At 37.4% G+C, this 15,346-nt stretch carries 16 protein-coding genes; 12 read left to right on the top strand and 4 right to left on the bottom strand.

All coding sequences use genetic code 11. From position 1 onward, the window contains the following. Positions 1–245: 245 nt before the first annotated feature. The 12 genes from V7266_RS29745 (at position 246) to V7266_RS29690 (ending at position 11,083) form a co-directional block, all read left to right on the top strand. Positions 246–1,304, top strand: coding sequence for an LLM class flavin-dependent oxidoreductase (locus V7266_RS29745; RefSeq protein WP_335472838.1), 1,059 nt, complete (start codon positions 246–248; stop codon positions 1,302–1,304). Between the two features lie 51 nt (positions 1,305–1,355). Next, positions 1,356–2,696, top strand: a complete 1,341-nt coding sequence (locus V7266_RS29740; RefSeq protein ID WP_335472836.1) for an LLM class flavin-dependent oxidoreductase — start codon at positions 1,356–1,358, stop codon at positions 2,694–2,696. A 267-nt stretch (positions 2,697–2,963) separates the two neighbouring features. Further along, on the top strand, positions 2,964–4,298 hold the full coding sequence (locus V7266_RS29735) for an LLM class flavin-dependent oxidoreductase (RefSeq protein WP_335472835.1): 1,335 nt from the start codon (positions 2,964–2,966) through the stop codon (positions 4,296–4,298). Positions 4,299–4,418: 120 nt separating this feature from the next. After that, on the top strand, positions 4,419–4,697 hold the full coding sequence (locus tag V7266_RS29730) for a glutaredoxin family protein (protein WP_335472834.1): 279 nt from the start codon (positions 4,419–4,421) through the stop codon (positions 4,695–4,697). Positions 4,698–4,819: 122 nt separating this feature from the next. Beyond that, positions 4,820–5,656, top strand: a complete 837-nt coding sequence (locus V7266_RS29725) for a transporter substrate-binding domain-containing protein (protein ID WP_335472832.1) — start codon at positions 4,820–4,822, stop codon at positions 5,654–5,656. Positions 5,657–5,691: 35 nt separating this feature from the next. Next, positions 5,692–6,399: an amino acid ABC transporter permease gene (locus V7266_RS29720; RefSeq protein WP_335472830.1), complete on the top strand. Its 708-nt coding sequence runs from the start codon at positions 5,692–5,694 to the stop codon at positions 6,397–6,399. 15 nt (positions 6,400–6,414) lie between these two features. After that, the gene (locus V7266_RS29715; protein ID WP_335472828.1) at positions 6,415–7,125 is read left to right on the top strand and encodes an amino acid ABC transporter permease; all 711 of its coding nucleotides are present in this window, start codon (positions 6,415–6,417) and stop codon (positions 7,123–7,125) included. Beyond that, positions 7,122–7,892 (top strand): amino acid ABC transporter ATP-binding protein, encoded by a 771-nt coding sequence (locus V7266_RS29710; protein ID WP_335472826.1) that lies wholly within the window; start codon positions 7,122–7,124, stop codon positions 7,890–7,892. The genes V7266_RS29715 and V7266_RS29710 overlap by 4 nt, the downstream gene beginning before the upstream one ends. Before the next feature lie 42 nt (positions 7,893–7,934). Then, positions 7,935–8,975 carry an ABC transporter substrate-binding protein gene (locus tag V7266_RS29705; protein WP_335472824.1) on the top strand — a complete coding sequence of 347 codons (1,041 nt, stop codon included), beginning with the start codon at positions 7,935–7,937 and terminating at the stop codon, positions 8,973–8,975. Between the two features lie 150 nt (positions 8,976–9,125). After that, positions 9,126–9,638 (top strand): GNAT family N-acetyltransferase, encoded by a 513-nt coding sequence (locus V7266_RS29700; protein WP_335472823.1) that lies wholly within the window; start codon positions 9,126–9,128, stop codon positions 9,636–9,638. A 14-nt stretch (positions 9,639–9,652) separates the two neighbouring features. After that, positions 9,653–10,798: an amidohydrolase gene (locus tag V7266_RS29695; RefSeq protein ID WP_335472821.1), complete on the top strand. Its 1,146-nt coding sequence runs from the start codon at positions 9,653–9,655 to the stop codon at positions 10,796–10,798. A 75-nt stretch (positions 10,799–10,873) separates the two neighbouring features. Continuing rightward, positions 10,874–11,083, top strand: a complete 210-nt coding sequence (locus tag V7266_RS29690; RefSeq protein ID WP_335472820.1) for a Fur-regulated basic protein FbpA — start codon at positions 10,874–10,876, stop codon at positions 11,081–11,083. 123 nt (positions 11,084–11,206) lie between these two features. Here V7266_RS29690 and V7266_RS29685 read toward each other — a convergent pair whose 3' ends face one another. From V7266_RS29685 to V7266_RS29670, 4 genes are all read right to left on the bottom strand, one after another. Beyond that, positions 11,207–11,701, bottom strand: a complete 495-nt coding sequence (locus V7266_RS29685; RefSeq protein ID WP_335472818.1) for a cysteine dioxygenase — start codon at positions 11,699–11,701, stop codon at positions 11,207–11,209. A gap of 195 nt (positions 11,702–11,896) precedes the next feature. Further along, a complete protein-coding gene (locus V7266_RS29680) occupies positions 11,897–12,322 on the bottom strand; it encodes an EamA family transporter (protein ID WP_335472816.1) in 426 nt (141 codons plus the stop codon). A gap of 187 nt (positions 12,323–12,509) precedes the next feature. Beyond that, on the bottom strand, positions 12,510–13,652 hold the full coding sequence (locus V7266_RS29675; protein ID WP_420491520.1) for an ROK family protein: 1,143 nt from the start codon (positions 13,650–13,652) through the stop codon (positions 12,510–12,512). Positions 13,653–13,828: 176 nt separating this feature from the next. Further along, on the bottom strand, positions 13,829–15,214 hold the full coding sequence (locus V7266_RS29670; protein ID WP_335472813.1) for an amino acid permease: 1,386 nt from the start codon (positions 15,212–15,214) through the stop codon (positions 13,829–13,831). Positions 15,215–15,346: the final 132 nt, after the last annotated feature.

Raw genomic sequence — 15,346 nt, 5'->3', positions numbered from 1 at the left:
CATAAGTGGGATGAAGGACAAAAATAAGAGAAAATCAGGATGAAGTGTCCTTCATAAGCGGGATGAAAGACAGAAATAAGAGATACCCAGGATGAAGTGTCCTTCATAAGCGGGATGAAGGACAAAAATAAGAGATACCCGAGATGAAGTGTCCTTCATAAGCGGGATGAAGGACCAAAATAAGAGATACACAGGACGATATATCCTTCATAGAAAGCTAGGGATTTAAAAAGGAGGAATCAAGGATGAAATTTGTTGTGTTTGATTTAATAAGCAATCATCCAAATGGTGTAACAGGAGAGATATTAACGGAACAAGAACGAATTCAACAAGTCATTGATCAAGCTGTTTTCGCAGAAACGCTTGGTTATGATGGATATGGAGTAGGTGAGAGGCATGGTGCTCCATTCCTATCTTCTTCACCAGCTCTAATGTTAACGGCCATTGCAGCGCGAACCACAAAAATACGCTTGATGCCTACCATATCCGTTTTGAGCGTCCTTGACCCAGTGCGAGTAGCAGAGGATTATGCCACACTTGATCATTTATCTGGAGGAAGATTGGAGATGATGATTGGAAAAGGTAACGATCCGCGCCACTACCCCTTATTCGGAATAAAAGAAGAAGAGCAATGGATATCACTAGCTGAGCGCTATGATCTTCTTAAACGCTTATGGTCTGAAGAAAATGTCTCTTGGGAAGGGACATATCGTCCGCCATTAAATAATGTGACAACAGAACCTAGACCCTATCAGAAGAAGATACGAATTTGGCATGGCAGTGCATCCAGCCCACTTTCGACTGAGCTTGCAGCAAAGAATGGGGAACCCATTTTTTCATCAAATGCTTTTCATCCCATGGAAAAATACAAAGAATTAATTGATCATTATCGTGAACGTCTTGAATTCTATGGGTTCGATTCAAAAAACGCTGTCGTTGGTGCTGGAGCAGGCAGCTTATATTTAGCCAACACAACGGAAGAGGCCATTAACAGATTCCGGCCATATTATGAAATTTATATGAATACAGATGCATCAAAACATAACCAATCTCCATTTAAGAGTCTTGAAGACCATGTACAAAACGGTTCACCTTTAATAGGAAGTCCTGATTATGTAATAGAAAAAATACTTAAATACCATCAAGCATTCGGACACCAAGTACAAAGTATAAGTGTAGGAGGGTTAAGTCAGGAAGAACAATATGAGCAACTGGAAAGATTCGCTACGGAGGTTATTCCAGTGCTTAGACGTGAGATCCCTAGTACGATTTGGGAAATTGAAAAAGCAGTTGTCGATTCATAATACCTGTAGGCTCCAAATTAATTTGAGTAGAAAGGGGGAGTACAATTACCAGTGAACAATCAGACCCGTACCATGCATCTAAATTTATTTCTATATAATCTGGGACATCATGAGGCCTCCTGGCGTCACCCGGAATCACTTACTGATCAATTGATGGATTTCACTTATTATAAACAATTGGCACAAAAAGCAGAAAAGGCAAAAATGGATGCCATCTTTCTCGCCGATCGAATCTCAACATCACCTGCAGCCGTTGAAAAAGGATCACTTGTCTCTTTTGAACCAACCACATTACTTTCAGCACTAGCCGCAGTAACGGAGCAGATTGGCCTAATTGGAACCGTATCAACTAGTTTTAACGAACCCTATAATGTGGCAAGAAGATTTTCTTCCCTCGATTTTCTGAGTAATGGCCGTGCCGGCTGGAATATCATTACTTCTGGAACCGATAGTGAGGCTCAGAATTTTAATCTTGACCGAATTCCCAATCATACTGAACGCTATAAAAAAGCAAAAGAGTTTTTAGAAGTAACCATGAAGCTTTGGGATAGCTGGGAAGATGATGCGGTTTTAGCAGATAAAGAGAATGGAATTTTTGCAGATAATCAAAAAGTACATGAAATTCATCATAACGGAGAATATTTTAAGGTTCGCGGCCCGTTAAATATGCCAAGGTCTCCACAGAAAAGACCTGTTCTATTCCAAGCAGGAACTTCAGAGGATGGAAAGGAATTTTCTTCACAATACGCTGATGCCATTTTTACGGCCCACCAAACCTTTGAAGAGGCTCGAGCGTTTTACTTATATGCAAAAGAAAGAATAGCCGGGATCGGCAGGAATCCAGATCAAGTAAAAATATTGCCGGGAATAAGTTTTGTTATAGGAAATACAGAAGAAGAGGCAAAGAAAAGAGAAGAAGAGTTAGCAGAATTCATGAATTTCAGCCATAGTTTGATTCAGCTTTCTAACAGAATTGGAGTGGATGTAACATCGGTTCCTTTGGATGGACCGCTGCCCAATCTACCAGATAGTAAAGAAATACAAGGTCATCAAAGCAGGACTAAATTAATCATTGAGTTGGCCCAACGAGAGAATCTTACTATTAAACAATTACTTATTCGTTTAGGAGGTGGAAGAGGGCATTATACAATAAGCGGGACACCAAAGAGTATTGCAGACCAGCTTGAATATTGGTTTCTAAACGGAGCAGCTGATGGATTTAACATCATGCCACAAATCATGAAACGTGATCTTGATCTTTTTGTTGATTTAGTCATACCTGAATTGCAGCACAGACAATTATTTAGAACGGAGTATTCTGGTAATACTTTAAGAGACCATTATAATTTGCCATTACCAGATAATCAATTTAAATCTATTAAACAGTGCTAAAAGAACTTCAGATATGAAGTTTTTTAAAACGTTTAATTCCTACTTGTTAGGTGGTTTTAGTAGGAATTACAAGTGAGCCACGGCGTGATGTTTAAAGCTTTGTATTTCGTTTAGAGTAATTGATAGTTTTTATGTATATAAACAATAATTTTTTCTATCAGATAAAGTATAGAAAATCAAATCTTTACGTGATAGGATAAAGCACAAGAAAAGAAAAAAGTATTCCTATCAAATAACTCGGGATAAGATTTAAAAGGAGGAGTGTAAATGTCTAATAAAAGAAAGTTAAAATTTGGGGCTATTATTCATGGTGTTGGCGGCAATATTGCTGGTTGGAGGCATCCAAATATCCAAGCTGATGCTAGTGTCAGTTTAGATTTTTACACCAGTCAAGCTAAGAAGGCAGAAGAAGGAAAATTTGACTTGGTTTTTATTGCAGATGGTCTGCATATTAATGAGAAATCTATTCCACACTTTTTAAATAGGTTTGAACCACTTACGATTTTATCAGCCCTTGCTGCAGTTACCTCAAGAATTGGTCTTGTTGGAACACTTTCAACATCTTATAGTGAACCGTTTAATGTTGCGAGGCAGTTTGCCTCCCTTGACCATATCAGTCATGGCCGGGCGGGCTGGAATGTGGTTACATCACCATTAGAAAAAACAGCTCTAAACTTTAGTAAAACGATTGAAGAACATCCTGATCATGCCAAAAGATACCGAATAGCAGCTGAATATCTCGAGGTTGCAAAAGGACTTTGGGATTCATGGGAAGATGATGCATTTGTTCGTGAAAAAGAAACAGGAGTATTTTTTGATCCAGAAAAACTGCATCACTTGAATCATCGAGGGGAATTTTTCTCGGTACAAGGACCGCTAAATATCGGAAGATCTAAGCAAGGCAGACCGGTCATATTTCAAGCTGGATCTTCCGAGGCAGGAAAAAACCTTGCAGCCCAAGAAGCAGATGCCATCTTTACAGGACATCCAACATTAAAATCCGCACAAACATTTTATCAGGATGTCAAAGAGAGAGCAAAAGCCTACGGACGGAATCCAGATGAGCTCGTGATTCTTCCAGGGATTTCACCCATTATTGCTGCAACAGAGGAAGAGGCAGAAAGAAAGTACCAAGAAATTGCCAATCTAGTTTCTATCGATAAAGCCTTAGATTATCTGGGACGATATTTCGAGCATCATGATTTTTCACAATATCCTCTCGATGAACCGTTTCCTAAACTCGGTGATTTAGGTAAGAATAGTTTCCGAAGTCATACTGATCGAATTAAACGGCAAGCGAAGGAGGAAAATTTAACGCTTCGCCAAGTCGCCTTACGAGAGACAACGCCAAAACCTGCTTTTCTTGGAACACCGGAAAAAGTAGCCGACCTCATTCAGGAATGGTTTGAAGCAGGTGGCGCTGATGGGTTTATAATTGGTTCTGCTGTACCTAATGGGTTAAATGATTTTGTAGACTATGTCCTGCCAATTCTTCAAAAACGAGGACTTTTTAGAACAGATTACGAGGCTGACACATTACGTGGTAATCTAGGAATTCCTTATCCAGAAAACCGATATACAAATAAGGTCGTAACACATTGAATAGTAAATACAATAAGTCTATATGCCGGCTAGTCAACTAGAGGCTCTCTATATTAAGATGTTAAATCTTAAATGGGGAGCCTATTTTGTTAAAAATAAATATTAATGGAGGAATTCAAAATGAGTAAAGAATTATCAGTTGTGGTTTGGGCTAAAGAAGGATGTCATTATTGCGGGGAAGTAAAACAATATTTAGAGGATAAAGGAATTGAATATAAAACTGTTGATGTTACTCATCATGATGAGCGCAGAGATATTTTGGAAATCAAGTATGGTGTTCGTCATGTACCTGTCGTTGAAATTGGTCAAGGGGATGTATTTGAAGGTGTAACAAAAGTAGGGATCGAACATATTGAAGCAGTACTGGAGAAAATTAATAAGAGTGGTATTTTAAAATAATTCCGACTAAATTCATATGTTTACTAGTTTAAAGATGGTATTATTATTCACTACATAATACAGCAACGCTAGTAACTTAGTATAAAGAGTTGGGGGAAAATGTGAATAAAGGGTGGATCACTATGAAATTTAAAAAATCATTTCTATTAACATTGACGCTATTGACTGCAATAGTGGCAGGGGCATGCTCATCACAAGAAACTAGCAAGACTTCCAAAGCAAGCTCGAATACAGCTAAAGGAGAAACAAAAGTACAAAAAATAATAGTGGGAACTGGGACACAGTTTCCGAATGTTTGCTTTATCGATAAAAATGGAAAGTTAACGGGTTATGATGTGGAACTAGTTAGAAAAATAGATGAAAAACTTCCAGAGTATAAATTTGAGTTTAAAACAATGGAGTTTTCCAACCTGTTAATCAGCTTAGAAACAAATAAGATTGATTTTATTGCCCATCAGATGGAAGTCAATGAAGAACGACAAAAGAAGTTTCTTTTTAATAGCGAACCGTATAATATTTTCCCTCTTCATGTAACAGTGAAACAAGATAACAATGATATTAATTCCATTAAAGATTTAAAAGGGAAAAAGGTAATCGTAAGTGCAACCAGTAACTCAGCTGTATTTATCGAAAAATATAACAAGGAACATAACGCAGGTATACAAATTGTTTATGCAGGGAATGGACCTGATTCTACCATTAATCAAATTAAAACAGGCAGAGCAGATGCCACCATTACGACACCATTTTCAGTGGATTTCCTTAATAAGCAAGTGGATGCTCAAGAAAAAGTAGTCGGTGAACCACTTTTAAATTCAAAAGTTTATTTCCTTCTAAGAAAAGATGAAACACCACTACAAAAGAGAATTGACGAAGCACTCGTAGAGTTGAAAAAAGAAGGTGTCGTTGGCGAATTAAGTAAAAAATGGTTAGGGGCTGACTATACCGTCAACTTTTAAATCGTAGCTCGTTAGTGTTTGGAGGTTGTTTAAAAATGGGCAAAGCGTTTGATCCTTTATTAATTATTGAGTTTTTACCAACACTACTGCATTATCTAGGGGTAACTCTTGAGATTTTAGCAGCATCTATTTTTCTAGGACTAATCCTCGGTATAGCAGCCGCTATACCGAGATTGTTTAAAATTCCTTTCTTAAATCAACTGGTCATTTTATACGTTTCGTTTATTCGCGGGACACCGATTTTAATCCAGTTATTCCTAGTATTTTATGGCCTGCCCGCAATTCTAATGATTTTCAATATTGATATTTCTAAGCTAGACGCTATTTATTTTGTGATTATTACTTATGCAATTAGTAATGGAGCAAGCTTTTCAGAAATTTTTCGCGGAGCCATACGCGCTGTTGATAAAGGGCAGATGGAAGCAGCCTATTCAGTTGGAATGACAAGCACACAAAACTTCTTTCGGATTGTTTTACCACAGGCCTTACGGATTGCGTTTCCAAATATGGCAAACTCCGTTATTGGATCTTTAAAAGATACGTCCCTAGCTTTCAGCATTGGTGTGATGGATATGGTAGGCAGAGGAGATACGCTTATATCAGCAACCGCGCATGCATTGGAAGTGTATATATCCCTTTCGATCATCTATTATGCTGTTGTTCTATTGTTTGAAAAGATATTTAGTGAACTAGAAAAATACTTTAATCGTCATCAGAAAGCTGATTTATCGGCTGCCGCGTAGTCAGGAGGGGTATAAATGACAATCGATCTTCCTTTTATATGGATAGCATTTCAAGAAATTATTAAATCTCTTCCCATTACACTCATCCTCACCATTGTTCCCTTAGGGATTGGTTTTTTAATCGGTATCATTGTTGCACTCATTAGATTCTATAAAACGAGGTTTTTATATCAGGCTGCAAATGGCTATGTTTCCTTTTTTAGAGGAACTCCGATTATCATGCATATTATGGTCATTTATTATGGAATCCCCTTATTAGTAGACCTAGTATCGTCAAAGTTTAACTTAAATATCCAATCTAGCAAAATCCCCATTATTTTGTTTGTTTTAACCGCCTTGTCATTAGCTGCAGGTGCATACCTTTCGGAGATTATCCGATCTGGTATCATTAGTGTTTCTGCTGGTCAAATAGAAGCGGCATACTCTGTAGGGATGACTAGGTTCCAAGCGATGTTTCGGATTATTTTACCACAGGCGTTAGCACAATCAATTCCAAATTTTACAAATGTATTTGTCGGTTTTTTACACACTTCATCGATTGCTTTTCTGGTATCAGAAAAAGAATTGACGGGTGCGGCTAATATTGTCGCTTCAACAAACTTGAAATTTTTAGAGGCTTTTATTGCTGCTGGAATAATTTATTGGGGACTTACGATTATTGTTGAGGGAATTTCTTTTTTATTAGAAAAACGAGTAACATCGTATAGTCGAGGAGGCGTGTCATGATTATTTTAAAAGACATAAAGAAATCATTTAACAAATCGCAGGTGTTACGAGGTATTAATTTAAAGATAAACCGTGGTGAAGTGGTTACCATACTTGGGCCAAGTGGTTCAGGGAAAACCACTTTACTGCGATGCCTAAATTTTTTAGAAAGACCTGAGGCTGGTATTGTACAAATCGGCAATATTCAGGTTAATGCAAAGAACGCAACGAAAAAGGATATGTTGTCGGTAAGAAAACAATCGGCAATGGTTTTTCAGCACTATAATTTATTTGCTCATAAGACAGTGGTGGAAAACGTAATGGAAGGTTTGGTCGTTGCAAAAAAAATAAAGATAAAGGATGCCAGAATAATTAGTGAGAAAGTGCTTGAAAAAGTGGGTCTTAGTGATAAATTACATTTTTATCCTTCTCAATTATCGGGCGGACAGCAGCAGCGAGTAGGAATTGCAAGGGCATTAGCTTTAAATCCAGAGGTTATTCTTTTTGATGAGCCAACGTCGGCATTAGATCCTGAATTAGTTGGAGAAGTTCTATCCGTTATTAAAGAAATAGCACAAGAAGGAATTACGATGGTGGTTGTTACCCATGAAATGAGTTTTGCTAAAGAAGTATCTGATCGGGTTCTGTTTATGGATGGGGGAGTCATCGTGGAGGAAGGAACTCCATTGGAGATATTCCATGCACCAAAGGAAGAAAGAACTCGTCGGTTCTTACAACGAATTTCAGGTGAATCATTTTTTACACCGTTAAAAGAGCAGGTAAATTAAAAGAGAATGAATATTAATTTGAATAAATGTGAGGTAATGGTAATGAAAAAGATGAGTATGTTTTTCGTACTCTTAGGACTTGTCATATCTATCGTACTAACTGGATGTTCAGCTAATAAAGAAAGTAAACAAACAAGTGCTAAGGAAGGAACGAAAAAAGAAACTGTAGATTTAAGTAAAGTTACTTTGCGTGTTGGTCAAACGGGTTGGGGAACAATCGAGGAAGCACTTAAAGCTGCTGGACTTGAGGACACTCCTTATAAAGTAGAGTATAGTGTGTTTCAAGGTGGTAATTTAATTTTAGAAGCAATGACGGCTGGTCATGTTGATTTTGGCATTACGAGTGAAATTCCTCCTCTTTTTTCCGCTTTAGCACAGAATGGGGAGCATTCGAAAGTTATAGCGATTCAACAATCTAATACGCTTCAACAGGAATTAGTAGTAGCAAAAGGGTCTAATATTAAAAGTGTTGCAGATTTAAAAGGCAAAAAAGTCGCATATGTACAAAATACAACAGCTCATTATTTTCTAATTAAAATGTTGGAAGATGCGGGATTAACATGGAATGATATTAAGCCTGTTCAATTGACTACTTCTGATGGATTAGCTGCGCTTCTTGGCGGGAATGTAGATGCTTTAGCGAGTTATGGGAATGCCATTATCTCTGCACACCAAAAGGGAGCAACTACACTTGCTAGTGCAAAAGATATTTTATCAGGAGATTTTCAAGTCAATGCCTTAACAGATGCTGTAAGTGATCCAGGAAAACATGCGGCCATAGTCGATTTGCTAGACCGAGTAAATCAGGCATATAAATGGCAAAGAGAGAATCCAGAAAAATGGGCTAAAATTGTGGCAGCAGAAACAAATCAGCCATTTGAACAAGCTTTCCAAACGTTTAAAGATGGAGAAGATCAACGGCCAACACGGGTAATTCCCCTTTCAGATACAAAAACAGACTCTCAGCAAGATATAGCCAATGTTTTTCATAATGTGGGAATTATTAATAAAAATATTAATGTCAGCAATTTATGGAACCATGAATTTGATCAGGAATTATCAAAAATCGTTGATCAAAAGTGAGAGATGTTGTCAAAAAGAACTTTCTAAATAAGTTGCAGATCTACTATTGTGAAAGGGTTCAAAGGACTAGTGCTGGTTTAATTCCGACTATTCTTGTAGATAAAATGGGTCTTTTTAGTTGAATATTTAAATGGCGAAAGGGTGACTAATATGGCAATTAACCAAATTACCATAGAAGAATTAAAGAGTGAAGAGAAAGAGACCGTACGACAATTATTAGTGGAGAGCTATCAGCAGTATAAGCAAGCATATAAGAGTCCTCAAGTTTGGGAGGAGTACTTAACAAACATTAAAGCATCTGTTGATAATCCAAATGTTGAAAAAATCTTGATTGCGAAAAGTGATGACAAAATTCTTGGAACTTTACAGTTATTTCTCTCATCAGATAAGGCCTATCAAAGGCCAGAATTACAGATTTACTCGCCGATTATTCGTTTATTGGCTGTTCACCCGGAAGCTCGTGGGCACGGCATTGCACAAGAATTACTAAAGGCCGGTCTTCAGTTTGCGAAGTCTCAAGGAGCAAAAGAATTGTATTTGCATTCCGGTGAAAAAATGCAAAAGGCTATTCGATTGTATGAATGGTTTGGTTTTAAACGAGATCAATCAAAAGAATTTTATAATAATGATAATTTAGTAAAATGCTATCGGTATGATTTATAAGAAAGGACATTACTATGAATCCTCAGGAATTAGAATCATATTTAATTTCGGTCCGTCGCCATTTACATCAATATCCAGAATTATCGAACCATGAGTTTGAAACAACTAAATCTATTGAAACCTGGCTAAAAGAATTAGCTATCCCGATTCGAAACACAGACTTGAAGACAGGTGTTTTTGCTGACATAAAAGGTGGTAAACCGGGCCCCATTGTGGCGATACGTGCAGACATTGATGCACTGCCAATTGAGGAGAAAACGGGACTACCTTATGCTTCCAAAATAAAGGGAGTTATGCATGCCTGCGGCCATGATTTCCATACTGCAGCCCTCATTGGTGCAGCCTATTTATTAAAAGAAAATCTGTCTCAGCTAAATGGCTCAGTCCGCCTGATTTTTCAACCGGCCGAAGAGTTAGGAGGAGGGGCACAGCATGTGATAAAGGATGGACAATTGGATGGTGTGGAAGCGATTATTGGACTTCATAATAAACCTGAGTTACCAGTAGGGACGATTGGAATAAAAGAAGGACCCTTAATGGCGGCCGTGGATCGTTTTCAAATTGTATTATATGGGAAAGGGAGCCATGCAGCACTCCCGCAAAATGGGAATGATCCAATCGTAGGAGCCGGGCAGCTTATTACTGCTCTTCAGACCATTGTCAGCAGGAATGTGTCCCCGCTTCACAGTGCAGTAGTGAGCGTGACGAAAATAATAGGAGGAAGTACGTGGAATGTTATTCCAGGTGAAGTCAGTTTGGAAGGGACGATTCGAACCTTTGACCCTATGATCCGAGAGGAAGTAAAAGCAAAGTTTTACAACATTGTTAATTCAATTGCTGCTGCTTTTTCACAAGAAGCAGAGATTAGCTGGTTTCCAGGTCCACCTCCACTAGTAAATCATAATTCGGTGACAGATATAGTCAAAAGAGCTGCTGAAAAACAATCTCTAGAAGTTATCCATCCGAACCTTTCCACGGCAGGTGAAGATTTCTCTTATTACCTGCTCCATTGCCCAGGTCACTTTGCCTTTTTCGGAACAAATGGGAACGAAGATTGGCATCATCCTGAATTTACGATTGATGAATCAGCTATTTTAAAAGCAGCTTATTTTCTATATGAAAGTGCAAGGGAATTATTAGAAAGCCAAGCTATTAGTTAACTAGCCAATAAGTTTATGATCCAATCGAAAAACGTTTCATTTATAAAATAAAATCTATAAATAGGAGTGATTCGGGTGGGGAATATTCTTCGTAACGCTGTGGAAAATAAGCGCAAAAAATTAATCGAAAAATTAATTGCTTTTAATGTATATAAGAAAGAAGATAAACACCTCTTTGAGTTATCACTAACAGAACTGGAAAATGAATACAAGGCATTTCAATCCATTCAACATCCTCATTGTAACTTTGGTTCTATTAAATTTACCAATAAAAAATCAAAATAGAAAATAAAAATAGTAGAATGGGAGTTTTAATTATTAGCTAAGTAATGATCTTTACTGGAAGTCCTTCAGAGGAAACGAGACTAAAAGAGGCAAGGGGATTGCCTCTTTTTTGATATGAGATTGTCATGCAAAATCAGGTAATGTTTCGCTTACTTGTCGTTCGTGATAATTAGACATGTTAATAAGAGGCGGGGAGTAGACATGAAGGGAAATCATCTGTTCATTTTGAAGATTACTCATCTTATGGATCAGACCAGAAGGTGAATAAAGACATTCTCCCTTCTGAACCGTAGAGGCAGCAGCTCGTTCAATTTGGTTGTCGTTGATACGATAAATCGAATTAAGCAGTTTACCCTCGACGATTATGGCACAACCAATAGATTGACCATGATCATGGATGGCTGTCTCAACATGTGGCGGGAGGTTAAGAACAAGTACCTCTACATGTTCATTTAAGTAAATGACATTTCTGCCATACGGAAACTGGTCTGGGTCAGTAATAAAAGGCTGGATTAAATCAGAAAGATCAGGAAATTGTTTTAGAGCAGTTCCCAGTTCCTTAAGTGTTGGATTCTTTAATTTCCCTAATTGTTGATGAATACAATAAAGCAGCTTCATTTTGAAATCCTCCTAAAACCTCTAAATGTTGATTAACATAGTCAAGATTAAGTGACCTTTCTGACATGATATTTACCTACAATTCATAAGAGACGGCTAATGCCTATGTCTAGAGGAAAAATAAAACCACACAGTGAATTTTATCACTAGTGTGGTTTATATAATTTAACTACTGTCTCAATATTAGAGTTAAGGTTAATGTAATGCAGTTAAAATGACCCCAATTGCAATTAATGCAACACCGATTCCGTTAATAAAGCTAAGCTTTTCACCGAAAAAGATAATCGCTAGAACCGTCGCAATCACTACGCTGAGTTTATCAATGGGTCCAACCTGCGACACTTTTCCTGTTTTTAAGGCTAAAAAGTAAAACAACCAAGATGTGGCACCTGCCAGACCACTTAGAACGATAAATAACAACGCTTTCCTTTGTGCAAAAATCTCAGGAATCTTCCCTAAATTCCCCTGAAAACTAACCACCCCAATTAAAAAGAGTGCCATAATAACCGAGCGAATGGCAGTAGCAGTGTTGGCATCAATATTTTGTAATCCGATTTTACCAAAAATAGAAACTAATGCAGCTGAAACAGCAGATAAAATCGCAAATACCAACCAAGACATAACCGACGACCTTCTTCCCGTTTTTATTTCTTACAGATTAATGCTAGGAATGATAAGTAATCATTTCATAGTTAGTTTAGACCAATTTCGATATGGTATTTAAAAAAATTAATATTATGTAATAAAGCCGAAGATGATATCAAGAAAACGCAAAGTAGATATTTTCACTTTGCGTTTTTGAAAGCTATTATGCGGTAAACATTTCTAAAAATTGTCCGATGGCAATGGAACAGGCTCCTAATGCAGGAGCATTTTTTCCTAATGATGAAGTTAATAGTTCATAACTATTTTCAAGTTGTTGATAGGTTCTAGACGCCACAGAATTTTTGATTGAGTTTAAGACCATTGGCAGTGCTTCAATGATATTGTTTCGGATAATGACGGCTTGTGGATTAAAGGTATTTAGAATACTTGTTAACCCAATACCTAGATAGAAACCAAACTTTTGAAGTGCCATTAAAATTTCGGGGTTATTTTGATTGGCAAGCTGTATGATTTCTTGATTAGATAGTTTCTCTCGCTGCAGCTTCGATAATGAGCTTAATAATGCCTTTTCAGAAGCATATAATTCCCAGCAGCCCCGATTTCCACAACTGCATTTGAGTCCATTTAAGTCAATGGTTAAATGCCCCATTTCCCCAGCAAATCCACGGACTCCTCTATAAAGATCATTATTAATAATAATGCCGACACCTATACCAGTATGAACACTTACGTAAACAAGGTTTTCGTAATTTTTAGCAGCTCCAAACTCTTTTTCTCCGTAGGCCCCGGCATTAGCTTCATTTTCTAAAAAGACAGGTACTTTAAATTCCTGTTCGATTAAGGATTTTAAGTCTAATTCATAATTCCAGTCCAAGTTAGGAGTGAAGATGATTTTTTGCTCTGAATTAACAAGTCCCGGTACGCATAATCCGATGCCGATTAGCCCATAGGGAGATTCCGGCATTTGAGATTTTAAGTTGTTAATTTTTAAGAATAGAACATCCTTTATCTCTTCAGAAGACTGATTTTCTACTTGTTGATAATCCTCGTGAACAATATTTCCTTTTAAATCCGTTAATATGGAATTGATATAATCGACACCAATATCAATTCCAATGGAATAACCAGCATTCTTGTTGAAAACCAGCATCACAGGTTTTCTTCCGCCACTTGACTGACCTTGTCCAATTTCGAATATAAGGTTTTTTTCAATTAAGGTATTTACTTGGGAAGATACAGTCGATTTATTTAAACCTGTTGTTTCAGATAACTTTGCCCTTGAGATAGGGGAATTTGCAACAATTTCATTTAGTAATAGCTTTTGATTAATCTTTTTGACTAACATTTGATCAGCTGTGATCACTTTTCTACACCTCTTTTAGTATGGCGTCCAAATTAAGTTAAGTTCACTTTTTATTAACATTATACCATTAAAATACATTTGAAAATGCGGGCAATGCAAAAAAGGACCTTCTGTAAAAAATCCACAGAAGGTCTTTTTAATTGTACTTAATTTATCTGCTAATTTAACACTGAATGTTTTCTACCATAACTGAAATAGATAACTAAACCAATGATCAGCCAAATGAAAAAACTGATCCAAGTTAAAGCAGGCAGCTGAAGCACTAGATAGCCACATGATAAAAAGGCAATGAGTGGAATCCATGGTACAAACGGAACGCGGAAACCACGTTTTGGTGCACCTTGTGTTTTACGTAGATATAAAATCCCAATGGAAACGGACATGAACGCGAATAAAGTACCTATATTCGTTAGTTCGGCTAGCTTACCCAGTGGAATGAAACCCGAAAAAATAGATACAAGCAAACAGGTAATCCATGAATTCACCACTGGTGTTTGTTTTTTCTTATCCACTTTTGAGAATACCTTTGGAAGCAGACCATCGCGGCTAATCGCATAAAATAAGCGAGTTTGTCCATAAACCATAACGGTTAAGACGGTTGTGATTCCAGCAATGGCTCCAAGGGAAATGAATCCTGCGGCCCAGTCTTGGTGAATATAACTTAATGCAAATGAAACCGGATTTTTAACATCTAACAATTGATAAGGAACAATCCCTGTTAAAACGGCGGAAACGGCAATGTATAAAATTGTACAAACCACGAGGGAGGCAATAATTCCAATAGGCATGTTCCTCTGCGGGTTTTTTACTTCCTCAGCCGCAGTTGAAACGGCATCAAACCCTATATAAGCATAGAATGCTGTCGCGGCACCAGATGCTACACCGGAAAATCCAAATGGCATGAAAGGGGTCCAGTTGTCCGGCTTTACATACCATGCTCCAACAGCTAGAAAAATGATAACGACCGCTAATTTAATAAAAACCATTGTCGCATTAAAACGTGCTGAATGTTTAACTCCTCTAGTTAATAGGAATGTGATAACAAAGGTAATAAATATGGCCGGCACATCGACATATGTTCCATTTGCTGGATTGAATGCACTAGAGATAGCTTTTGGAAGGTGGATACCAAATCCTGCTATCAGACCTTGAAAATACCCAGACCAGCCGCTGGCGACTGAGGCGGAGGCAAACCCGTATTCGAGAATTAAATCCCATCCTAAAATCCAGGCAATGAATTCTCCAAATGTTGCATAGCTGTATGTGTAGGCACTTCCGGACACTGGAACAGTTGAGGCAAATTCTGCATAACAGAGTGCAGCAAATATACAAACCAGCCCTGATAAAATAAACGAAAGAATTAAGGCAGGGCCTGCATGCTCGGCAGCTGCTACACCTGTGAGAACAAAAATCCCTGTACCTACAATTGCACCTATCCCAAGCATGGATAAATCAAAAGCGCCAAGTTCCTTTTTTAAGGACACATCTTTTTTTTCTGCTTGGTTAATTAAGTCCTGTATGGACTTTTTCCTGAAAATCTCCATAAAAACTTCCCCTCTATAAAAATCCCTTATGCATTGTTAATGTGAAAAAATGAACAATAAGTATATTGCGAAAAATGTCGAAATAAATTCAACGAGACTTATAATATAATTTATTTTTAAAAAAATCAATAT

This window comes from Neobacillus drentensis, from assembly GCF_036965645.1.
In the GTDB taxonomy this organism is placed as follows: Bacteria; Bacillota; Bacilli; order Bacillales; family Cytobacillaceae; genus Neobacillus; species Neobacillus drentensis_D.
Note: the sequence above shows the minus strand (reverse complement) of the source record. Positions and strands in the feature narration are given on the sequence as shown.